The sequence below is a fragment of the Rhizobium phaseoli genome (assembly GCF_010668805.1).
GTDB classification, from domain to species: domain Bacteria; phylum Pseudomonadota; class Alphaproteobacteria; order Rhizobiales; family Rhizobiaceae; genus Rhizobium; species Rhizobium phaseoli_A.
Window position 1 is genome coordinate 169,471 of sequence record NZ_WUFT01000012.1, and the last position, 19,676, is coordinate 189,146.

Annotated in this window: 21 protein-coding genes; 9 read left to right on the forward strand and 12 right to left on the reverse strand. The window is 63.8% G+C overall.

Annotation, left to right across the window (positions count from 1 at the left end):
* The first annotated feature begins 18 nt into the window (after window positions 1–18).
* Together GR197_RS19910 and GR197_RS19915 are read left to right on the forward strand one after the other, a co-directional pair.
* A complete protein-coding gene (locus GR197_RS19910; RefSeq protein WP_164012600.1) occupies window positions 19–1,089 on the forward strand; it encodes a Gfo/Idh/MocA family protein in 1,071 nt (356 codons plus the stop codon).
* Window positions 1,090–1,093: 4 nt separating this feature from the next.
* Window positions 1,094–1,924, forward strand: a complete 831-nt coding sequence (locus GR197_RS19915; protein WP_164012602.1) for a shikimate dehydrogenase family protein — start codon at window positions 1,094–1,096, stop codon at window positions 1,922–1,924.
* An 18-nt stretch (window positions 1,925–1,942) separates the two neighbouring features.
* Here GR197_RS19915 and GR197_RS19920 read toward each other — a convergent pair whose 3' ends face one another.
* The 5 genes from GR197_RS19920 to pcaD form a co-directional block, all read right to left on the reverse strand.
* Entirely contained in the window at window positions 1,943–2,989 is a 1,047-nt protein-coding gene (locus GR197_RS19920) for a 3-carboxy-cis,cis-muconate cycloisomerase (protein WP_164012604.1), read from the reverse strand.
* A gap of 195 nt (window positions 2,990–3,184) precedes the next feature.
* Entirely contained in the window at window positions 3,185–3,796 is a 612-nt protein-coding gene (pcaG, locus tag GR197_RS19925; RefSeq protein ID WP_164012730.1) for a protocatechuate 3,4-dioxygenase subunit alpha, read from the reverse strand.
* Window positions 3,797–3,798: 2 nt separating this feature from the next.
* Window positions 3,799–4,548: a protocatechuate 3,4-dioxygenase subunit beta gene (gene pcaH / locus GR197_RS19930; protein ID WP_012555305.1), complete on the reverse strand. Its 750-nt coding sequence runs from the start codon at window positions 4,546–4,548 to the stop codon at window positions 3,799–3,801.
* Between the two features lie 9 nt (window positions 4,549–4,557).
* Window positions 4,558–4,962: a 4-carboxymuconolactone decarboxylase gene (pcaC, locus tag GR197_RS19935; RefSeq protein WP_164012606.1), complete on the reverse strand. Its 405-nt coding sequence runs from the start codon at window positions 4,960–4,962 to the stop codon at window positions 4,558–4,560.
* Window positions 4,959–5,768 carry a 3-oxoadipate enol-lactonase gene (pcaD, locus tag GR197_RS19940; RefSeq protein ID WP_164012732.1) on the reverse strand — a complete coding sequence of 270 codons (810 nt, stop codon included), beginning with the start codon at window positions 5,766–5,768 and terminating at the stop codon, window positions 4,959–4,961. Before pcaD ends, pcaC begins: the two co-directional genes overlap by 4 nt.
* A 553-nt stretch (window positions 5,769–6,321) precedes the next feature.
* Between pcaD and pcaQ the strand changes: the two genes are divergently transcribed.
* From pcaQ to GR197_RS19960, 4 genes are all read left to right on the forward strand, one after another.
* Window positions 6,322–7,239, forward strand: a complete 918-nt coding sequence (gene pcaQ, locus GR197_RS19945; protein ID WP_164012608.1) for a pca operon transcription factor PcaQ — start codon at window positions 6,322–6,324, stop codon at window positions 7,237–7,239.
* Window positions 7,240–7,257: 18 nt separating this feature from the next.
* Entirely contained in the window at window positions 7,258–7,947 is a 690-nt protein-coding gene (locus tag GR197_RS19950; protein ID WP_164012610.1) for a methyltransferase family protein, read from the forward strand.
* A 92-nt stretch (window positions 7,948–8,039) separates the two neighbouring features.
* Window positions 8,040–8,564, forward strand: a complete 525-nt coding sequence (locus GR197_RS19955) for an MbcA/ParS/Xre antitoxin family protein (protein WP_164012612.1) — start codon at window positions 8,040–8,042, stop codon at window positions 8,562–8,564.
* A complete protein-coding gene (locus GR197_RS19960) occupies window positions 8,561–9,232 on the forward strand; it encodes an RES domain-containing protein (RefSeq protein WP_164012614.1) in 672 nt (223 codons plus the stop codon). Before GR197_RS19955 ends, GR197_RS19960 begins: the two co-directional genes overlap by 4 nt.
* Here GR197_RS19960 and GR197_RS19965 read toward each other — a convergent pair.
* Window positions 9,229–9,861 (reverse strand): alpha/beta hydrolase family protein, encoded by a 633-nt coding sequence (locus GR197_RS19965; protein WP_164012616.1) that lies wholly within the window; start codon window positions 9,859–9,861, stop codon window positions 9,229–9,231. The genes GR197_RS19960 and GR197_RS19965 overlap by 4 nt on opposite strands.
* A 70-nt stretch (window positions 9,862–9,931) precedes the next feature.
* On the opposite strand from GR197_RS19965, the gene GR197_RS19970 reads away from it, so the two are divergent.
* Both GR197_RS19970 and GR197_RS19975 read left to right on the forward strand, forming a co-directional pair.
* Complete coding sequence (locus GR197_RS19970; protein ID WP_012555298.1) at window positions 9,932–10,114, forward strand: hypothetical protein; 183 nt, start codon at window positions 9,932–9,934, stop codon at window positions 10,112–10,114.
* Window positions 10,115–10,591: 477 nt separating this feature from the next.
* Window positions 10,592–11,293 carry a DUF899 family protein gene (locus GR197_RS19975; protein ID WP_164012619.1) on the forward strand — a complete coding sequence of 234 codons (702 nt, stop codon included), beginning with the start codon at window positions 10,592–10,594 and terminating at the stop codon, window positions 11,291–11,293.
* 12 nt (window positions 11,294–11,305) lie between these two features.
* Here GR197_RS19975 and GR197_RS19980 read toward each other — a convergent pair whose 3' ends face one another.
* The 6 genes from GR197_RS19980 to hutI all read right to left on the reverse strand — a co-directional run bounded on the left by GR197_RS19980 (window position 11,306) and on the right by hutI (window position 18,179).
* The gene (locus GR197_RS19980; RefSeq protein ID WP_164012621.1) at window positions 11,306–11,935 is read right to left on the reverse strand and encodes a DnaJ domain-containing protein; all 630 of its coding nucleotides are present in this window, start codon (window positions 11,933–11,935) and stop codon (window positions 11,306–11,308) included.
* A 172-nt stretch (window positions 11,936–12,107) separates the two neighbouring features.
* Complete coding sequence (locus GR197_RS19985; protein WP_164012623.1) at window positions 12,108–12,683, reverse strand: HutD family protein; 576 nt, start codon at window positions 12,681–12,683, stop codon at window positions 12,108–12,110.
* A gap of 5 nt (window positions 12,684–12,688) precedes the next feature.
* Window positions 12,689–14,362 carry a urocanate hydratase gene (gene hutU, locus GR197_RS19990; protein WP_164012625.1) on the reverse strand — a complete coding sequence of 558 codons (1,674 nt, stop codon included), beginning with the start codon at window positions 14,360–14,362 and terminating at the stop codon, window positions 12,689–12,691.
* A 16-nt stretch (window positions 14,363–14,378) separates the two neighbouring features.
* Complete coding sequence (gene hutG / locus GR197_RS19995) at window positions 14,379–15,182, reverse strand: N-formylglutamate deformylase (protein WP_164012627.1); 804 nt, start codon at window positions 15,180–15,182, stop codon at window positions 14,379–14,381.
* Between the two features lie 202 nt (window positions 15,183–15,384).
* Entirely contained in the window at window positions 15,385–16,920 is a 1,536-nt protein-coding gene (gene hutH / locus GR197_RS20000; RefSeq protein WP_164012629.1) for a histidine ammonia-lyase, read from the reverse strand.
* On the reverse strand, window positions 16,917–18,179 hold the full coding sequence (gene hutI / locus GR197_RS20005; RefSeq protein WP_164012630.1) for an imidazolonepropionase: 1,263 nt from the start codon (window positions 18,177–18,179) through the stop codon (window positions 16,917–16,919). The genes hutH and hutI overlap by 4 nt, the downstream gene beginning before the upstream one ends.
* A gap of 122 nt (window positions 18,180–18,301) precedes the next feature.
* On the opposite strand from hutI, the gene GR197_RS20010 reads away from it, so the two are divergent.
* On the forward strand, window positions 18,302–19,648 hold the full coding sequence (locus tag GR197_RS20010; protein WP_164012632.1) for a formimidoylglutamate deiminase: 1,347 nt from the start codon (window positions 18,302–18,304) through the stop codon (window positions 19,646–19,648).
* The last annotated feature ends 28 nt before the right edge of the window (window positions 19,649–19,676 follow it).

Below are 19,676 nucleotides of genomic sequence, written 5' to 3' on the forward strand. Positions count from 1 at the left end.
AAAATTCTGGAGCCGATGATGAAGCCATTGAAGATTGCAGTCATGGGAGCCGGCCTGATCGGCAGACGCCATGCCGAGCGCGTGATGTCCGAGCCCGGAACGCTTCTCTCCGCCGTGATCGATCCGTCCCCAGTCGGTCGCGATTTCGCCGACAATGCCGGCATCCAATGGTACCCGTCGTTCCAAGACATCGGCGCTGAGGAGAGGCCCGACGGCGTCATCGTCGCAACGCCGAACCAGCTTCACGTCGAAAACGGAATGGAGGTTATCGCCACCGGCATCCCTGTTCTCATCGAGAAACCGATCGCCGACGACGTCGACGCTGCCGCAGCGCTGGTGACCGCCGGCGAGAAGGCGGGGATCCCGATCTTGGTCGGCCATCACCGCCGCCACAACCCGATGATCCAGGCGGCCAAACAGATCGTCGACGGCGGCAGGCTTGGCCGGATCCTTGCGGTGCACGGCACCTTCTGGGTCGCCAAGCCGGACGACTATTTCGACATTCCCTGGCGGCGGGAAGCCGGCGCCGGGCCCATCTTCGTCAACCTGATCCACGATGTCGACCTTTTCCGATTTCTGTTCGGCGAGGTCGAGGCCGTGCATGCGATGGAATCGCACGCCGTGCGCCACCACGCCGTCGAGGATACGGCTGTCGTCTCATTGCGGTTCGCAAACGGCATTCTCGCCACGCTTAACGGCAGCGATGCGGTGGCTGCACCCTGGAGTTGGGAGGCGACCACCGGCGAGAACCCGGCATTTCCACGCTACAGCAGCAGCCATTGCTACCAGATCGGCGGCACCAAGGGTTCGCTCGCAATTCCCGATCTGACGCTTTGGACCGCGACGTCGGCGCCGAATTGGCTGGAGCCGCTTGCCGAGCAGCGCGTGCCCTTTGAAGCCGCCGATCCGCTTTGCCTGCAGCTCCGACATTTTTGCGACGTCATTCGCGGTAAAGCCACGCCCCTCGTCAGCGGGCGGGAGGGCCTCGCCACCCTCAGGGTCGTCGAAGCGATCAAGAGATCGGCGCGCTCGGGGCAGATGATCCGCCTCTCCGACACCGGCGCCTCCGCCGATCCCCAGAAAGTCTAGCCACATGATCACCGGCACGACCAAACTCATCGCCCACCTCGGCTACCCCACCGAGTCCTTCAAGGCGCCTCTGATCTACAATCCCTATTTCGAGAAGAACGGCATCGATGCGGTCGTCGTGCCGATGGGCTGCCGGCCGGAAGACTATCCGGCGTTTCTGAAGCTTGTCTTCCGGCTTTCCAATATTCACGGCGCGCTGATTACCATGCCGCACAAGATTGCGACGATGGCGCTGCTCGACGAAGCCTCGACTAACGCCAAAGTCGCGGGCTCGTGCAATGCGGTGCGTCTCGATCCGAACGGCAGGCTGATCGGCGACATGTTCGATGGCGAGGGCTTCGTCCGGGGCGTTCTGCGCAAGGGCAAAAAGGTCGAGGGCGCAAAAGCGCTGGTCGTCGGCGCCGGCGGCGTCGGCTCGGCGATCGCCGCATCCTTGGCGAAGGCTGACGTCGCCCATCTGGCGATCGCCGACGCCAACGAGACGACCGCGGCGGCGCTGCTCGACCGGCTAAAGACATATTACCCCCAGCTCCACGTCACGATCGGCTCTCTCGACCCGACAGGCTTCGACATCGTCGTCAACGCGACACCGCTTGGGATGCGGCGCGGTGACCCTCTGCCGATCGATGTCGACCGCATCTCCCCATCGACCTTCGTCGGCGAGGTGGTGTTGAGCAAGGAGATCACCCCTTTCCTCGAGGCGGCCCGGGCGCGCGGCTGCGCCTTTCAGGTGGGCACGGATATGCTGTTCGAACAAATCCCCGCCTATCTCGAATTCTTCGAATTCCCGACAACGACGGCCGACAATTTGCGGGCAATCGCCAAGCTTGGTTGATGCGCGTTTCGCGTGGCTTTAGGCCGCTCCAAGCCGCCTGATATTCCCCGTCAGTTCCCTCGCCAGCCGCAGGCTCGCGGCGGTTGCCATCGTCATTTGCGGCAGCAGCAGCCACTCGAGCGTCCAGGCGGCACCCGAGCGTTCCTGTTCATGGACGAGGGATTGGTGAATGCCAGACAGCGCCGTGGCGTTGAAGCGGGCGAGCGCGACCAGGGTTTCGGCGGCGACGGGGTTCTGTTTATGCACCATTGCCGAGGAGGTGCCGCCGCCTGCGATTTCGATCTCTTGGCCTGCCTGGGCAAGCAGGGCGATATCCTGGCCGATCTTGCCGAGGCTGCCCGAGATCGACGCAAACAGGCCGGCGATATCGGCGATCGGCAGACGTCCGGTCTGCCATTGCCTGGTGTCGGTGAGGCCGAGTTCCTGGGCGAGCGAGGCGCGGACGGCCGGACCTTGCGGCCCAAGTTTGTCGAGGGTGCCGGCGGCGCCGCCGAACTGGACGGGGAAGCTCTGCTCGGTCAGACGGTCGCGATAGATCTCCAACGGCGCACGCCACGCAGTGAGGCGGTCGCTGACGGAAATCGGGATGGCTGCCTGCATGCGGGTATGACCCATCAGCCTGTTGCGGCCGAACTGGCGATCGAGCCCATCGAGCCCGGTGACGATCGCGGAAAGCCGGCCGGCAAACAGGAAGACCACCGCCTTCAGGCGGATCATCAGGCTGGTGTCGATCACATCCTGGCTGGTGGCGCCGAGATGCAGGCTTTTGGCCGCTTCCTCGCCCACTTCGGTGCGCAGCTGCTTGATGAGTTCTGGAACGACGACACCGTCCCTTGCCGTTGCTGCTCGCAGACTGGGCAGATCGGGGGAAAAGCCGGCGCAGATTTCGGCGATCCGTCTTGCGGCTTCGGTGGGGATCAAGCCATGCGCGGCTTCGGCCCTCGCCAAAGCCGCCTCAAAGGAGAGCATGGCGCGGATATCGGCCTCGGCGGAGAAATAGGGCGCGATTTCATCGTCGCCGAGCAGGCCGGAGAGGAAGGGGTGGTCGAAGGGTGATGCGGTCATGGATTGCTCGTTTGTGGTCGTGGCCCCTCATCGGCTGCCGCCACCTTCTCCCCGAGGGGAGAAGGGATTTGGGGCGGTGTCGGCGCTTCTAGGCAGCCGCTTTCGTATGGCACTGTTCCCCTCTCCCCTCGGGGAGAGGACAGGGTGAGGGGGCTCCTTGCACTGAACCTCAAGGACAAGCCGCTGGCCAGCCCCTCAGATATCCAGAAACACCGTCTCCTTGGCACCCTGCAGATGGATGTCGAAATGGCAGGTGGCGCCGTCGCGGGTGGCGATCAAGGTTGCGACGCGCTCGCGATGTTCGATGCGCAGAAGCAGCGGGTCGGCGGCGTTGGCCTCGGTCTCCTCAGGGAAGTACATCCGCGTGTGCAGGCCGATATTGATGCCGCGGGCGACGATCCAGAAGGTGATGTGCGGGGCTTGTCTGCGGCCGTCCTTGAAGGGGACGCGGCCGGGCTTGATGGTTTCGAAGCTGTAGACGCCGTCTTCGGTGCGGGTCGGGCAGCGGCCCCAGCCGGTGAAATTGGGATCGGCGGCGCCGCGCATTTCCGAGGGGCTGTTGTAGAGGCCGGCGCTGTCGGCCTGCCAGATCTCGATGACGGCATCGCGCACCAGGGCGCCGGCGCCGTCGAGGATGCGGCCGGTGACGGTGATGCGTTCACCAAGCGTCTTGTCGTTGACCATCGCCGTGCCGAGGTCGCTGTCGTAGACACCCGTTATGTCGCAGAAATTCGGCGTCAGGCCGATATGGACATAGGGGCCGGCCGTCTGCGACGGGGTTTCCTTGAGGTAGCCGAGCTGCTGCATGGTCAATTGCCCTCCAGCCTGTTTTCGAACATCGTCGAGCGGCGGCCGCGCAGCACGATATCGAATTTATAGGCGCGTGAATCCATCGGGATGGTATTGCCCCAGTCGAGCGGTGCGATCAGCTGCTCGATCGCCGCCTTGTCGGGGATGGTGCCGACGATCGGACATTTCCAGATCATCGGATCGCCCTCGAAATACATCTGGGTGATCAGGCGCTGGGCAAAGCCGTGGCCGAAAACCGAGAAATGGATATGGGCCGGGCGCCAGTCGTTGATGCCGTTCGGCCAGGGATAGGCACCGGGCCGCACCGTGCGGAAATGGTAGCGGCCTTCCTCATCGGTGACGGCGCGGCCGCAGCCGCCGAAATTCGGGTCGATCGCCGCCAGATAGCTTTCCTTCTTGTGGCGGTAGCGCCCGCCGGCATTGGCCTGCCAGAATTCGACCAGCGCGCCGGCAACCGGCTTGGCACGCTCGTCGAGCACGCGGCCATGGACGATGATGCGCTCGCCGATGGCGCTTTCGCCGGGCCGCGCATAATTCAGGATCAGGTCGTTGTCGAGCTCGCCGAGCATCGAATGGCCGAAGACCGGGCCGGTGGTTTCGGAGATCGTGCCGTCGAGCGAGAGCAGCGCCCGCTGCGGCGCGCGCAGCACGGAGGTCTTGTAGCCAGGGGTCAGCGCCGGCGCATGCCAGGCGCGGTCGCGGGCGAAGAAGGCGCCGGTCTCCGGCTTGCGGTTCGGTAGTTCGGACATTTCTCCCCCTCAGGCCGCCTTTTCGGCGTCCATTTGTGCAAAGGTCTGCTTGGCGATCTTGATCGCGTGATTGGCGGCGGGAACGCCGGCATAGATCGCCACATGTAAGAGCGCCTCGCAGACATCCTCACGGGTCGCCCCGGTATTGGCGGTGGCGCGCACATGCATGGCGACCTCGTCGTCCTGCCCGAGCGCCGCCAGCAGCGCGATGGTGACGATCGAGCGCTCGCGTTTAGTCAGCCCCGGGCGCGACCAGACATGGCCCCAGGCGGCTTCGGTGATCAGCTCCTGGAAGGGGCGGTCGAACTCGGTCGCAGCGGTTGCGGCGCGATCGACATGGGCGTCGCCAAGCACGGCGCGGCGGGTCGCCATGCCCTGCCGGTGGCGCTCCGAGGAGGAGGCGGTTTCGTTCATCGGTTGGTTTCTCCAGGCGGAAGAGATGTCAGGAAGGCGCGGATGATCGCCGTTAGCGCTTCCGGCTGCTCGACGCAGGGGATGTGGGCGCAATCCGGGATGACCTCGTAACGGGCGCCCGGGATCAGCTTCGCTGTGGAAAGCACGAGATCGGGGGGCGTCGAGCCGTCCTGGTCGCCGACGATACAGATGGTCGGGACAGTGATCTTCTTTACCGCCTCGGTGAAATCGGCATCGCGGATCGCTTCGCAGGCGGCGATATAACCCTCGACCGGCTGGCGCGTCAGCATGTTGCAATAGCCTGAATAGGCGGTGCTTTCGGGCCGGCGGAAGGCAGGCGTGAACCAGCGCTCCATGATGGCATCGACGATGCTGCCGATGCCGTTTTTCTCGACGGCGGCGATCCGGGCGTTCCAGCTTTCAGCCGTGCCGATCTTATGGGCGGTGTCGCTGAGGATGAGGGCGCCGACGAGATCCGGCCGGCGCTGATAGAGCGACTGAGCGATGAGGCCGCCGACCGAGAGACCGCAGATGACCGCATTCTTGACGGAGAGCAGATCGAGCAGACCGGCGAGATCCGTCGCATGGTCCTCAATGGAGCAGGGGAGCTGGCCGACATCGGAAAGCCCGTGGCCGCGCTTGTCGTAAAGCACGATGGCGTAGTCCCCGGCCAGCCGTACCACGACGTCGCGCCAGATGCGGAAATCCGTGCCGAGTGAATTGATGAAAACGATCACCGGCCGGTCGGCAGGCGCGCCGATGACCTGATAATGGATCGTCACGTCGTTTATGCGGGCGAACTGCACTTCAATCTCCTCCGTCATCAAGCCAGTTCAGCCAGGGGAAGCCCCTCATCCGGCATATCCCCTTCTCCCCGCTGGCGGGGAGAGGGTTAGGGGCAGCCATTTGCGCCCTCAGTCATCCCAGCCCTTGAACCGAGCATCCACGCAGGACCCACCGGCAGCCGCGGTATGGATCCTCGGGTCAAGCCCGAGGATGACGGAATGCGGGGTTGGCGCCCCTTGCCTTAGCCTGCTGGGTCGAGCCACCGGTTTCGACCCGTCCTTCAAATCCTCATAAACGGCTTACACAGTCGCCAACGCCGCGAATGGCTCCGTCCGTCCCCCATTCTCCGTCATGCTCGGGCTTGACCCGAGCATCCACGCGGCACCCATCAGCAGCCGCGGTATGGATCCTCGGGTCAAGCCCGAGGATGACGGGATGCGGGGTAGGCAAACTCGTCCCGGCATACAAAGCCGATCCAACGACACACACCCCTAAAGATGAAACTGACTGGTTGATCCGGTTAAGTAAAATGATATTTATCAACTTTTCGATAACCCTGGAGTTATGTGAACGATGATCGACAGCCGCGTCAAGTTTCGTCATTTGCAGACCTTTGTCGAGGTGGCGCGGCAGAAGAGCGTCATGAAGGCGGCCGAATTGCTGCATGTCAGCCAGCCGGCGGTGACGAAGACGATCCGCGAGCTGGAGCAGGTGCTGGGTGTCGCCGTCTTCGAGCGCGATGGCCGCGGCATCAAGATCACCCGCTACGGCGAGGTCTTCCTGCGCCATGCCGGGGCGGCGCTGACGGCGTTGCGCCAGGGTCTCGATTCCGTCTCGCAGGAGCAGTTCGCCGATGCACCGCCGATCCGGATCGGCACCCTGCCGACGGTGTCGTCGCGTATCATGCCGCGGGCGATGGAGCTTTTCCTCAAAGAGCGGACCTGGAGCCGGGTGAAGATCGTCACCGGCGAGAATGCCGTGCTGCTGGAGCAGCTTCGCGTCGGCGATCTCGATGTCGTCGTCGGACGGCTGGCGGGGGCGGAGAAGATGGCGGGCTTTTCCTTCGAGCATCTCTATTCAGAGCAGGTGGTGTTTGCCGTGCGCGCCGGCCATCCGCTGCTCGGCGGCGGGCAATCGCCCTTCTCAGGTTTCGGCGATTACACGGTGCTGATGCCGACGCGGGGTTCGATCATCCGGCCGGTGGTCGAAAATTTCCTCATCGCCAACGGCGTCTCCAGCCTGCCGAACCAGATCGAGACGGTCTCGGATGCCTTCGGCCGCGCTTTCCTGCGCTCAAGCGACGCGATCTGGATCATTTCCAACGGCGTGGTGGCCGATGACGTTGCCGACGGGCGGCTGGCGCTGCTGCCGGTCGATACCGGCGAGACCAGGGGTCCGGTCGGGCTGACGATGCGCGCCGATGCCGTGCCGTCGGTGCCGCAATCGATCCTGATGCAGACGATCCGCGAGGCGGCAGGAGAGGTTTCCTGACATAATGGAGGTGGGCCGATGGAGGATCAAAAGAAGAATCTCGGCAGGCGGGCGACGGAAGCGACGGTGAAATTCGTCGCCGTGCTCGCGGTGATGATCTTCGTCGCTGCAGGTTCGCTGTCCTATTGGCAGGGCTGGTTGTTCTTTCTCAATTTTTCCGCCTGGATCGTTGCGACGACAGCCTATTTCCTGAAATATGACCGCGCCTTGCTGGAACAGCGGCTGCGTGTCGGGCCGGCTGCGGAGCGGGAGCCGGCACAGAAGCGTATTCAGCTTTTCAACGGCATCGTGCTGATTGCGCTCTTCATCGGCTCGGCGCTCGATTATCGGTTCGGCGGGTCGGCCGTTCCGGCGTCGGTTGTGATTTTCGGCAACATCCTGGTCACAGCCGGCTTTTACGGCTGCTTCCTGGTCCTGCGGCAGAACAACTTCGCCTCGGCGACGGTCGAGATCCGCAGGGATCAGCGGGTCATTTCGAGCGGGCTCTACAGCATCGTGCGTCATCCGATGTATGCGGCGGCGCTTGTGCTCTTCGTTGGCATACCGCTGTCGCTCGGCTCGTATTGGGGCTTGCTTGCCATCCCTCCTGCCTTAGGCGGACTCGTCGCGCGGCTGCTGGACGAGGAGAAGCATCTGGTAAGAGACCTGCCGGGTTATGCCGAATACCGCCGCAAGATCCGCTACCGGCTACTGCCTGGATTATGGTGACGCCCGAACCGGCAGTCGGAAGAACAACCGCTTGAAATCCGGTTGATGTATGTCCAGATTTGGACTATATCTATTCAAGACTGGAGGCCGTTATGCTGCATGCGCGACGCAAAGAGCAACGGGAAGGCCAGGGGCCACAGCGGCTGGAAACCGACCGCTTTGCCCCTGTAAATCGGAAAAGGCTTAGTGCTCCGGCGCTGCGAACCTTCCTGGCGATCGCCGATCTCTGGGGGTTGAGCGAAGAGCAGCGCCTGCTCGTGCTCGGTTATCCCTCCCGCTCGACCTACCACAATTGGGCCAAGCAGGCCCGCGAGCACGGGGCATTCACACTTGATGTCGATACGCTGACCCGGATTTCCGCCGTACTCGGCATCCATCAGGCGCTCGGCGTGCTGTTTGCCGGGGAACGCGCCGGCGTCGCCTGGCTGCGCATGCCGCATCAGACGCCGGTTTTCGGCGGCCATCCGCCGCTCGATATCGTTACCAATGGAACTCAGGACGGGTTGATGACCGTACGCCGGTTTCTCGATGGCGCCCGCGGCGGTGTCTATATGCAGCCGAATAGGCTCGACGAGGCATTCACGCCTTACGAAGATGCGGACATCGTCTTCCGGTGAGCGATCGTTTTGCCGAAGCGCCGCATCCGTCCTACCGGCTGATCCCATCGCAATTTCCGCCGATCGGGCTTTTCGATACGGTGACGCGGGCCGCCGATCTCGAAGCCGTGATGGAGCTCGTCGGCTGGACCAATGATCGCCTCGTCGCCGACCGCATCCGCAGGCTTCCAGAGGCTGAATGGGTCTACGGCACGCCCAATGCCAGCATTGTCATGGCAGCATTCCTGCATGTCGCGCCCGGCGGCATGCGCTTCAACGGCCCGGATCTCGGCGCCTGGTATGCCGCCGACCATCTCAGGACAGCCGCCGCCGAGGTCGGCCATCATCTCCGGCGCGAAACGGTCGCGCGCGGTGTCGCGACGATGGCGCGCACCTATCGAAGCTACGGCGCCACCCTGGTTGGAGACTATCTCGACATTCGCGGCGAACAGAGGCTGCGGCCCGATGTCTATGACGGCACGAATTATGCTGCGTCGCAGGTGCTGGGCGAAGACGTGCGTTCGAGCGGCGGCGCCGGTATCCTCTATGACAGCGTCCGGCTGAAAGGCGGGGTGAACATCGCCGCGCACCGGCCGCGCAACATCCGCGACGTGGTGCAGGCCGATCACTTCGAAATCACCGTCTCCGCCACCGACCGGCACATCGATGTCAGGAAGTTGGCAAGCTAGAGGCGCTCGGCCCAGGCCTTGGCCGTCTTCGCCATCGTGGCGAGGTGATCGGCAGCGGAGAAGCCGGAGACTGTCTTGCGCGGCTTGAGGTCGTGGTCGCCGTCTTCGAGCCAGAGGATCTCGATCCTATCGGAGAGATCGTAGCCCGGCACCTCGTCGCGCGTGCCGAATTCGTCGCGCGTCCCCTGGCAGATCAGCGCGGGTGTCGCCAGCCCCTTGAGATGGGCAGTGCGCAGCTTCTCCGGCTGGCCGGGCGGGTGAAAGGGATAGCCGAGGCAGAGCAGGCCGGCGATCTTGCCCCTGCCATGGAGATCGTCGGCGATCATGCTGGCGACCCGGCCGCCCATCGACTTGCCGCCGATGATCAGCGGGCCGCTGACGCCGAGTTCGGCAATCGCCGCCTCATATTCGGGAATGAGGGTTTCGGCGCGCGGCGGCGGCTTGCGGCCTCCGGTGCGGCGGGCGGCCATATAGGCGAATTCGAACCTGATGACGCGGAAGCCGGCGGCGGCAAGCGCTTCCGCCGCTGCTGCCATCGACGCCGAATCCATCGGCCCTCCAGCGCCATGCGCCAGCAGGATGGTGAAGCGCGCATCCTGCGGCCCCTGGAGCAGAAATCTGTCGAGCATCGGCAATCCTCCATAGCGTCATCGGAACCATCTCGAAGGCCGTGACTTCTTGCCTGAAAGGAGACCGACAATGTCGACGAATGACGAAAACGTAAAGCCCGAGCAGCGGCGCCCCAAAGATGTCAGCGCCGTTCCCGAAAAGCCGGAGCCCGCCGACGCAGAATCGCTGGCGCCACCGACGGTGCAGCCGGCTGGGGCGGGCGACAAAAGCGAACGGCCGGTGGTCAATCCCGTCACCGGAGTGGCCTTCTAGCGGTTGACTCGATTGCCGTGCGGAACAGTCTCTTGAAACCCAGGCTTGGAGGGTCCATATACCCCTTCTGCCTGAAAATGGATGCGTGTGGTATCGACGCCGTCGAGCCGTTCGCTGTCCGACAGGATAAGGGCGCTCCCCGCGAGGGTCGAGCGCCCTTTTTGCTTTTCAGCCATTGCCTTTATCGAGGCGTTTGTTTCGATGCGGGCGATCGTGACGAACTCCCACCATACTCTATATAGCACTTCGGAATCCCGAAATTGGTTGGGGTATTGAAATCATGGCATGTTTTTTCGCAGTGACTCCTCGAAAAACCCGGCGGATTTCGGAATCCCGAAGCGGCAGTCCTTCGGGATTCCGAAGTGGGATTTTTTTCGTCCTGTCGTTTTTTAGTCTCCGCGCTGTCGATTTTCGCATCCGCCGATCGTCATCCCAACGATGTGCTGCAAGCGTGCGGCAACAGAAGGAGGAAATGTCATGGATCATCAGCATCTAGTCCCCGCCGCCGTGCTTGCGGCAAAGAACGGCGTCCGCTTCCCCAATGAGAGCAAGGCGTATCGCAGCGCCCGCGATGCGCTGCTCGCCGAAGAGATCGAATTGCGCCGCCATATCGAACGCGTGGCCGTCCAGCGGCGGGCGCTGCCGCCGGGCGGCAAGGTGACAAAAGACTACCGCTTCGAAGGTGTTGACGGTCCGATCGGTTTTAGCGAGCTTTTCGCCGACAAGGAAACGCTGGTCGTTTACAGCTACATGTTCGGGCCGCAACGGGAGCGCCCATGCCCGATGTGCACCTCGCTGCTGTCGGCCTGGGACGGCGAGGTGCCCGATATGCAGCAGCGCGTGGCGCTTGCCGTCGTCGCCCGCTCGCCGCTCGAACGGCTGATCGCCTTCAAGAAGGAGCGCGGCTGGCATCACCTGCCGCTTTATTCCGACACGACGGATGAATACAGCCGCGACTATCACGCCATCGGCAAAGATGGCAGCGATGACGCCGCTTTCAACGTCTTCACGCGGCGCGACGGCACCATCCGCCATTTCTGGGGCGGAGAGATGGGCGGGGTGACGGCCGATCCCGGCGAGGATCCGCGCGGTGCTCCGGATCTGATGCCGCTCTGGACCGTGCTCGATTCAACCCCGGAAGGCCGGGCGCCGGACTGGTATCCGAAGCTGTCCTATTGAGCCTGCAAGCCATCAGCCGGCCGAGCGGTTTCTGGAGGGCTCGGCCCATTCGATGCTGGCGACTGCGGCCTCCGGCAGCGGCGGCGGGTCGATGTCGTAGACATAGCCGGCGAGCATATCGGCGGCGCGTTCCGTCGCCTTGATCTTCGCCTCGGTTTCCGCGACCGCCTTGCCGATCGCTTCGATGCGGGCGCGGAACATGTGGGCGAGCACATCGCGGCCGGATTGTTTTTCGAGCCGTTCCAGATGCAGGCCGATGCGCGAGGCATGGCGTTCCAGCTCGCTCTTGCTGAAACGCGCCTTGCGCAGTTCCTCGGAAAGGCTTTCCTGCATGACGGCGACGGGATCGAAACTTCCGGGCACGCGCTCGTCGAGCACCGCGTCGGTGACCAGTTTCTCGATCATGACAAGCGCCTGCAGCTCGGCGGCATCGGCGAATTCGACGTCGTAGCCGGTATCGTCGTAGACCTTGCGACGGACCGGATCGAGAAGCAGCCCATAGGCTTTCTGCAGAGTGGCAAAGGCTTCCGTATCACCACCCGAATCCGGGTGGGCGACCTTCGCCAGGCGACGATAGGCAGCCTTCAGCTTCGCTTCGTCCGCATCGCGTTCAACGCCGAGAATATCGTAGGGATCCGTCACGCCTGCTCCATTGCTACCCGGCACGTCCGGACAATCTAGGTCTTCTTCTGCATCAGAAAGGCAAAGTTTAGACCGAAAGCAGGAATGACGTCCATGGCCGGAAATCGCAACGGTCCGCGCCGATGCCCGAACCGTTTCTGATTATTCAATTTTTTCAAGCCGTTGGCTAAGATTAGCCGGCGGTGATCGAAGCAAGATAACAGGTTGCCTCGCCATCGATTTTGAGTTCGATTCCCACTGCGTCCGTCATCAGTAGCGCATCGCCTGATGCAAGCGTGCCGGTTTCATCGCCCTGCCGGAACGACAGCGCGCCGCGGTGGCAGAGCAGCATGCATGTCGACGCCGTCAGCGGTAGGGTCCTGCCGCCATCGATTTCGAGCCGCGCCAGCGTGTGAACAAGGGCCGCGCGGCGGGTCATGACGTTGAGATCGGTGATCGCGCCGTCCTCGAGCCTGGCGGCGACCGGGATATCCGCCGGAAAGGCGAGGGGATCGCTCGCCGTCGTCAGCAGCGCCGGCGTCCTGCCTTCGATGTCGAGCGTCATGCCGTTGCCGTCGAGAATCACAAGCGTGCGGTCGATACCGGGAAAGATCGAGAACGGCCCGTCGGTTGCGACGGTCGCCATGCTGACGCGCCAGTCGAAGCCGGCAAGGCCGCTATCTTCGGGCGAAACGGCGATCTCCACCGTTTCGCCGCCGCCGTTTTTCCACGGCATGCGCTTGTGATCGCCGGCGCGCAGGATCCTCACCGGGTTCAGTTCCCGAGAATGCCGGGCAGGCGCAGGCCCTGTTCCCGGGCGCAGTCGAGGGCGATGTCGTAGCCCGCATCGGCGTGGCGCATGACGCCGGTTGCCGGGTCGTTCCAGAGCACCCGCTCGAGGCGCTTGGCCGCATCGTCGCTGCCATCGGCGCAAATAACGACGCCCGAATGCTGGGAGAAGCCCATGCCGACGCCGCCACCATGATGCAGCGACACCCAGGTGGCGCCCGACGCGGTGTTGAGCAGGGCGTTCAACAGCGGCCAGTCGGAGACGGCGTCGGAACCGTCCTTCATCGCTTCGGTTTCGCGGTTCGGCGAGGCGACGGAGCCGGAGTCGAGATGGTCGCGGCCGATGACGATCGGAGCGGAAAGCTCGCCGTTCCTGACCATTTCATTGAAGGCCAAAGCCAGGCGGTGACGATCGCCGAGACCGACCCAGCAGATGCGCGCCGGTAGGCCCTGGAAGGCGATGCGTTCCCTGGCCATATCGAGCCAGTTGTGCAGGTGGGTATTGCCGGGGGTCAGCTCCCTCACCTTGGCATCGGTCTTGTAGATATCCTCCGGGTCGCCTGACAGGGCTGCCCAGCGGAAGGGTCCGATGCCGCGGCAAAACAGCGGGCGAATATAGGCCGGCACGAAGCCGGGGAAGGCGAAGGCGTTTTCCAAGCCTTCTTCCTTGGCGACCTGGCGGATATTGTTGCCGTAGTCCAGCGTCGGAATGCCGGCGTCCCAGAAGGCGATCATCGCTTCGACATGCTCGCGCATCGAGGCGCGTGCGGCCTTTTCCACTGCCTTCGGGTCGCTTTCGCGCTTGGCCTTCCACTCGGCGATCGTCCAGCCCTTCGGCAGGTAGCCGTTGATCGGGTCGTGCGCCGAGGTCTGGTCGGTGACCATGTCGGGGCGGATGCCGCGGCGGACCATTTCCGGCAGGATTTCGGCGGTATTGCCGAGCAGGCCGACGGATTTGGCTTCGCCGGCTTTGGTCCAGCGGTCGATCATCTCGAGCGCTTCGTCGAGCGTCTCGGCCTTGGCGTCGACATAGCGGGTGCGTAGCCGGAAATCGATCGAGTCTGGATTGCATTCGACGGCGAGGCAGCAGGCGCCGGCCATGACCGCGGCGAGCGGCTGGGCGCCGCCCATGCCGCCGAGGCCGCCGGTCAGGATCCATTTGCCCTTGAGATTGCCGCCGTAATGCTGGCGGCCGGCCTCGACGAAGGTCTCGTAAGTGCCCTGCACGATGCCCTGCGTGCCGATATAGATCCACGAGCCGGCCGTCATCTGGCCGTACATGGCGAGGCCCTTCTTATCCAGCTCGTTGAAATGGTCCCAGGTCGCCCAATGCGGCACGAGGTTGGAATTGGCGATCAGCACCCGCGGCGCATCCTTGTGGGTGCGGAAAACGCCGACCGGCTTGCCGGATTGCACCAGCAGCGTTTCTTCTTCCGTCAGTGTCTTCAGCGTCGCGACGATGCGGTCGAAATCCTCCCAGGTGCGGGCAGCGCGGCCGATGCCGCCGTAAACGACGAGTTCGTTCGGATTCTCGGCGACGTCAGGATCGAGATTGTTCATCAGCATGCGCAGCGGCGCTTCGGTCATCCAGCTCTTGGCATTGAGCTCGTTGCCGCGGGGCGCGCGGATTTCACGGATGTTATGACGTGGATTGTTCATGGCGGTTCCCCTGTCGTTATCGTTTCAGGTCTGGTGCAATTTGTTCGATGCGCAGCAGAATGTCTCTGAGATGGACGCGAAGTCGGTCTGCCTTCGCGGTGTCGTAGGCGAAAGGCGGTGTCTCGGTTTGCAGATGCGTCGACTGTGCAAGCTCCATCTGGATCGCGTGCACGCCGGTCGCGGGCCGGCCATAGTGGCGGGTCGTCCAGCCGCCCTTGAAGCGGCCGTTGAGCACGCTGTCGTAACCTTCGGCGGCCTCAACGACGGTGAGGGTCGCCTGCTCGATGGCGCCGTCGCAGGTCTTGCCCATATCGGTGCCGATATTGAAATCCGGCAGCTTGCCTTCGAACAGGAAGGGAATATGCGAGCGGATCGAGTGGCAATCATAGAGGATCGCCACACCGCGGATTGCCCTGACGCGCTCGATCTCGGCAGCAAGTGCGGCATGATAGGGCGCGTGAAAATCCCGCAGCCGTGCGGCAATATCGGCTTCGTCAGGCGCCTGCCCGTCCTTCCAGATCGGCTTGCCATCGAAATCCGTCTGGGGGACGAGGCCGGTGGTGTTCTGGCCGGGATAGAGGCTGACGCCCTCTGGATCGCGATTGGCGTCGATCACGTAGCGGTGGAAGGTGGCGCGCACGGTCGTGACATCGTCGAGCAGCCCGTCATAGAGCTGGTGGATGTGCCAGTCGGTATCGGCCAGGATCCGGCCATTGTCGTTGAGACGGTCGGCGATCCCGGGCGGCACATCGGTGCCGGTGTGCGGGAAAGCGAGGATGACGGGGGAGGTGCCCTGTCGGATTTCGTATGGTGTGGTCATGGGCAAAGCGCTCCAGCGTTTGGGGCGTCACCCCCCTCTGTCCTGCCGGACATCTCCCCCACAAGGGGGGAGATCGACTCGCAGATGGCATCTCCCCAAACAATCGATGTTGGAGCGAGTGGGTCCCCCCAGCCGATCTCCCCCCTTGTGGGGGAGATGTCCGGCAGGACAGAGGGGGGTACCAAGTGCACATACATCACGATCAACCCTCAAGAACCGGCAAGATGCCATTCGAAACGGCGGCGTTCAGCGCCCCCGTCGCCACCAGTTCGGCCGCCGCGGCTAGGTCGCCCGCCATGTAGCGGTCGGTATCGAGGGTCGGAACTTTGCTGCGGATCGCGGTGATCGCCTTCAAAAGCTCCGGGCTGGTCGACAAAGGCGCGCGCAGTTCGACGCCCTGGGCGGCGGTCAGCGCCTCGATACCGATGATGGCGAACAGGTTCTCGGTCATCCCGAGCAGGCGGCGGGCGCCGTGGCAGGCCATCGAGACATGGTCTTCCTGGTTGGCTGAGGTCGGGGTCGAATCGACCGAGGCCGGATGCGACATCTGCTTGTTCTCAGACATCAGCGCCGCCGAGGTGACCTCGGCGATCATCAGGCCGGAATTCAAGCCAGGCTTCTTGGCGAGGAAGGCCGGCAGGCCGTAGGAGAGGGTGGGGTCGACCAGCAGCGCGATGCGGCGCTGGGAGATCGCGCCGATCTCGCAGACGGCAAGCGCGATCTGGTCGGCGGCGAAGGCCACGGGTTCGGCGTGGAAATTACCGCCGGAAACGACGGAATTGTCCGAGAGGACCAGCGGATTGTCGGTGACCGCATTGGCCTCGATTTCGAGCGTGCGGGCGACCGAGCGTAAGAGATCGAGGCAGGCGCCGTCGACCTGCGGCTGGCAGCGGATGCAGTAGGGATCCTGCACACGCTCGTCGCCCTCGATGTGGCTCTGGCGAATGACGGATTGATCTAGCAGCGCCCGCAGGGCGGATGCCGTGTCGATCTGGCCCTTGTGACCGCGCAAGGTGTGAATATCAGGATGGAAGGGCGCCGAAGAGCCCATGGCGGCGTCGGTCGACATGGCGCCGGTGATCAGCGCCGATTGCGCGGCGCGATGGGCGCGGAAGAGACCGGCAAGCGCCAGTGCGGTCGAGGTCTGGGTACCGTTGATCAGCGCCAGGCCTTCCTTGGCAGCAAGCACCACCGGCTTCAGCCCGGCCCTTTCCAGGGCTTCGGCACCAGTCAGACGTTCGCCGGCGAAGAAGGCTTCGGCTTCGCCCATCATCACCGCCGCCATATGGGCGAGCGGCGCCAGATCGCCCGAGGCGCCGACCGAGCCTTTTTCGGGGATCAGCGGAATGACGCCCTTTTCCAGCATGCCCTCGATCAGCCGCACCAACTCCAACCGCACGCCCGAGGCGCCGCGCCCGAGCGAGACCAGTTTCAGCGCCATGATCAGCCGGACGATATTTTCAGGCAGCGGCGCGCCGACGCCGCAGCAATGCGACAGGATGAGATTACGCTGCAAGGTTGCGACATCGGCGCTGTCGATCTTGATCGAGGCGAGTTTGCCGAAGCCGGTATTGATGCCGTAGACCGGCGCATTGCCGGCGGCGATCTCGGCGATCCGGGCGGCGGCCTTGGCGATGCCGGCATCGAAGGCAGGATCGAGCCTTGCCGGCTCGCCGGTCCAATAGATGATTTCCAAATCCCTGAGGGAGACGGAACCCGGGTGGAGCGTGATGGTCATCGACCGTTCCTTTCGCCCTTGAAGACGCGTGCGTGAAGCGGATTGAAGCCGATGCGGTAGACGAGCTCGGCGAGGCTTTCGATATTCCAGACGGCAAAATCAGCTGATTTGCCGGGCTCGAGCGTTCCGGTCTCGCCGATAAGGCCGAGCGCGCGGGCGCCTTCGCGGGTGGCGCCAGCGATGCATTCCTCGACGGTCAGGCCGAAAAGCGTCGCCGACATGTTCATGGTCAGCAGCATCGAGGTGAGCGGCGAGGTGCCGGGATTGCAATCGGTGGCAATCGCGATCGGCACGCCCGCCCGGCGCAGCGCCTCCACCGGTGGCTTCTGCTTCTCGTGGATGGCATAGAAGGCGCCGGGCAGGAGCACGGCGACGGTGCCGGCCGCGGCCATTGCGGCAACGCCGTCCTCGTCGAGATATTCCAGATGATCGGCGGACAGCGCGCCATAGGCGGCCGCCAGCTTGGCGCCGCCGAGATTGGAGAGCTGCTCGGCATGCAGCTTGACCGGCAGGCCGAGCGCCTTGGCCTTGTCGAAGACGCGGGCGATCTCGGCAGCCGAAAATGCGATGCCTTCGCAGAAGCCGTCGACCGCGTCGGCAAGGCCGAGATTATACATGTCGTCGAGGCCGGGCAGCACGACATCATCGAGATAGTCGCCGTTGCGGCCCTTGTATTCCACCGGCGTCGCATGGGCGCCGAGATAGCTGGTGGCGACGCGGACCGGTCTCAGATGGCCGAGCAGGCGGGCGCTCTGCAGCATTTTCACTTCGCCGGATCGATTCAGCCCGTAGCCGGATTTGATCTCGATCGTCGTCACGCCTTCGGCAAGCAGCGTATCGAGCCGCGGCAGCGCCGCGCCGACAAGTTCCTCGACCGACAGCGCATTGGTCGCCGTCACTGACGAGACGATGCCGCCGCCGGCACGCGCGACCTCCTCATAGGTCGCCCCTGCGAGGCGCATCTCGAACTCGCGGGCGCGGTTGCCGCCGTGGACGATATGGGTGTGGCAGTCGACGAGGCCTGGAGTGACCCAGCGGCCTTCGAGATCGACGATGTCGGAACGTTCGATGGCCGAAGCCGGCAACTCGCTTTCGGCACCGGCAAAGGTGATGCGGCCGTTTTCGGTGAGCAGGGCACCCTTTTCGACGATGCCGAGCCCGTCCTTTTCAGGCGCAAGCGTTGCCAAGCGCGCGTTGCGCCACAGCACCGGCCGGAGGTCGGCGGATGGGGTACCTTCAGAAAAATTGTTCCCGGTCATCAGCTTTGCGCCTTTCCTTATGTCGAAACATGTATATACATAATAAGCAGGTGACAAGAGAAATTTTGCGCGCTTTTCTGGAAAAGAAAGAGCAGCGGCGCGGCAAGAGGAGAGGGACGGCCATGACCACACTTCACGCAGGCACGGCACTGACGCCGAAAGGCTGGCAGAAGGACGTGCGGGTAACGCTCGAAACCGGGCGCATTTCCCGGGTCGAGACCGGGGTTTCGCCTCAGCCCGGCGATGAACGCCACGCTCTTATCGTTCCGGCCATGGGAAATCTGCACAGTCATGCCTTCCAGCGGGCAATGGCCGGCCTTGCCGAAGTGCGGGGCCCGGCCAATGACAGCTTCTGGAGCTGGCGCACCGTCATGTACAAGTTCGCCCTGGCGATGACGCCTGAACATGTCGAGGCGGTCGCCGCCAAGCTCTATGCGGAAATGCTGGAGGCAGGCTTTTCCCGGGTCGGCGAATTCCATTATCTCCACCATGACAGAGATGGCGGTACTTACGCCAATATCGCCGAGCTTGCCGAACGCATTGGGGCTGCGAGCGAAGAGACCGGCCTCGGCCTGACCTTGCTGCCGGTGTTCTATGCCCATTCCGGCTTCGGCGGCGCTCAGCCGATCGACGGCCAGCGGCGTTTCATCAATTCGCTCGAAAGCTTCGAAAGGCTGATGGAGGGATGCCGTGGAGTGACCGGCCGGCTCGACGGCGCCGAACTCGGCCTGGCGCCGCACAGCCTGCGTGCCGCAATGCCCGAGCAGCTGGCAAGGCTGGTGCCGATGGCGGGCGACGGCCCGATCCACATCCATGTCGCCGAGCAGGTCAAGGAAGTCGAGGACTGCATCGCCTGGTCCGGTGCCCGGCCGGTGGAATGGCTGCTCGATCATGCGCCGGTGGATGAGCGCTGGTGCCTGATCCACGCGACGCACATGACCGAAGACGAAACGCGGCGGATGGCGAAAAGCGGGGCGATTGCCGGCCTCTGCCCGATCACCGAAGCCAATCTCGGTGACGGCGCCTTTGCCACGCCGCTCTTCCTCGAAGAGGGCGGGCGTTACGGCATCGGTTCGGATTCCAACGTGCTGATCTCGGTGTCGGAAGAACTGCGCCAGCTCGAATATTCGCAGCGCCTGGCGCTGCGCGCCCGCAATGTCATTGCAGCGCCTGGCGGTTCGACGGCGCTTTGCCTGTTCAATCAGGCGCTTGCCGGCGGGGGTGCCGCATTGAAGGCGCCGGCCGGTCTTTCCGAAGGCCATCACGCCGATATCGTTTCGCTCGATACCGCAGCCGTTTCCTATCTCTCCGGCGACCAGATCCTCGATCACTGGCTGTTTGCCGGCGGCATTTCCGTCGATTGCGTCTGGGCGCGCGGCCGCAAGCAGGTGGAGGGCGGTCGCCATCTCAAACGCGACGCCATCGACCGGCGTTTCCTGGCCGCGATGGGTGAATTGCTGGCTGCCTGAAAAAGCACTTTTCATGAGGAAGCATTCG

What these genes read in the sequence shown, in the direction of transcription:
- GR197_RS19910 (WP_164012600.1), top strand. Translation starts at nt 19, where the DNA reads ATGAAGCCATTGAAGATTGCAGTCATGGGAGCCGGCCTGATCGGCAGA.
- GR197_RS19915 (WP_164012602.1), top strand. Translation starts at nt 1,094, where the DNA reads ATGATCACCGGCACGACCAAACTCATCGCCCACCTCGGCTACCCCACC.
- GR197_RS19920 (WP_164012604.1), bottom strand. Translation starts at nt 2,989, where the DNA reads ATGACCGCATCACCCTTCGACCACCCCTTCCTCTCCGGCCTGCTCGGC.
- pcaG (WP_164012730.1), bottom strand. Translation starts at nt 3,796, where the DNA reads ATGCAGCAGCTCGGCTACCTCAAGGAAACCCCGTCGCAGACGGCCGGC.
- pcaH (WP_012555305.1), bottom strand. Translation starts at nt 4,548, where the DNA reads ATGTCCGAACTACCGAACCGCAAGCCGGAGACCGGCGCCTTCTTCGCC.
- pcaC (WP_164012606.1), bottom strand. Translation starts at nt 4,962, where the DNA reads ATGAACGAAACCGCCTCCTCCTCGGAGCGCCACCGGCAGGGCATGGCG.
- pcaQ (WP_164012608.1), top strand. Translation starts at nt 6,322, where the DNA reads ATGATCGACAGCCGCGTCAAGTTTCGTCATTTGCAGACCTTTGTCGAG.
- GR197_RS19950 (WP_164012610.1), top strand. Translation starts at nt 7,258, where the DNA reads ATGGAGGATCAAAAGAAGAATCTCGGCAGGCGGGCGACGGAAGCGACG.
- GR197_RS19955 (WP_164012612.1), top strand. Translation starts at nt 8,040, where the DNA reads ATGCTGCATGCGCGACGCAAAGAGCAACGGGAAGGCCAGGGGCCACAG.
- GR197_RS19965 (WP_164012616.1), bottom strand. Translation starts at nt 9,861, where the DNA reads ATGCTCGACAGATTTCTGCTCCAGGGGCCGCAGGATGCGCGCTTCACC.
- GR197_RS19970 (WP_012555298.1), top strand. Translation starts at nt 9,932, where the DNA reads ATGTCGACGAATGACGAAAACGTAAAGCCCGAGCAGCGGCGCCCCAAA.
- GR197_RS19975 (WP_164012619.1), top strand. Translation starts at nt 10,592, where the DNA reads ATGGATCATCAGCATCTAGTCCCCGCCGCCGTGCTTGCGGCAAAGAAC.
- hutU (WP_164012625.1), bottom strand. Translation starts at nt 14,362, where the DNA reads ATGAACAATCCACGTCATAACATCCGTGAAATCCGCGCGCCCCGCGGC.
- hutG (WP_164012627.1), bottom strand. Translation starts at nt 15,182, where the DNA reads ATGACCACACCATACGAAATCCGACAGGGCACCTCCCCCGTCATCCTC.
- hutH (WP_164012629.1), bottom strand. Translation starts at nt 16,920, where the DNA reads ATGACCATCACGCTCCACCCGGGTTCCGTCTCCCTCAGGGATTTGGAA.
- hutI (WP_164012630.1), bottom strand. Translation starts at nt 18,179, where the DNA reads ATGACCGGGAACAATTTTTCTGAAGGTACCCCATCCGCCGACCTCCGG.
- GR197_RS20010 (WP_164012632.1), top strand. Translation starts at nt 18,302, where the DNA reads ATGACCACACTTCACGCAGGCACGGCACTGACGCCGAAAGGCTGGCAG.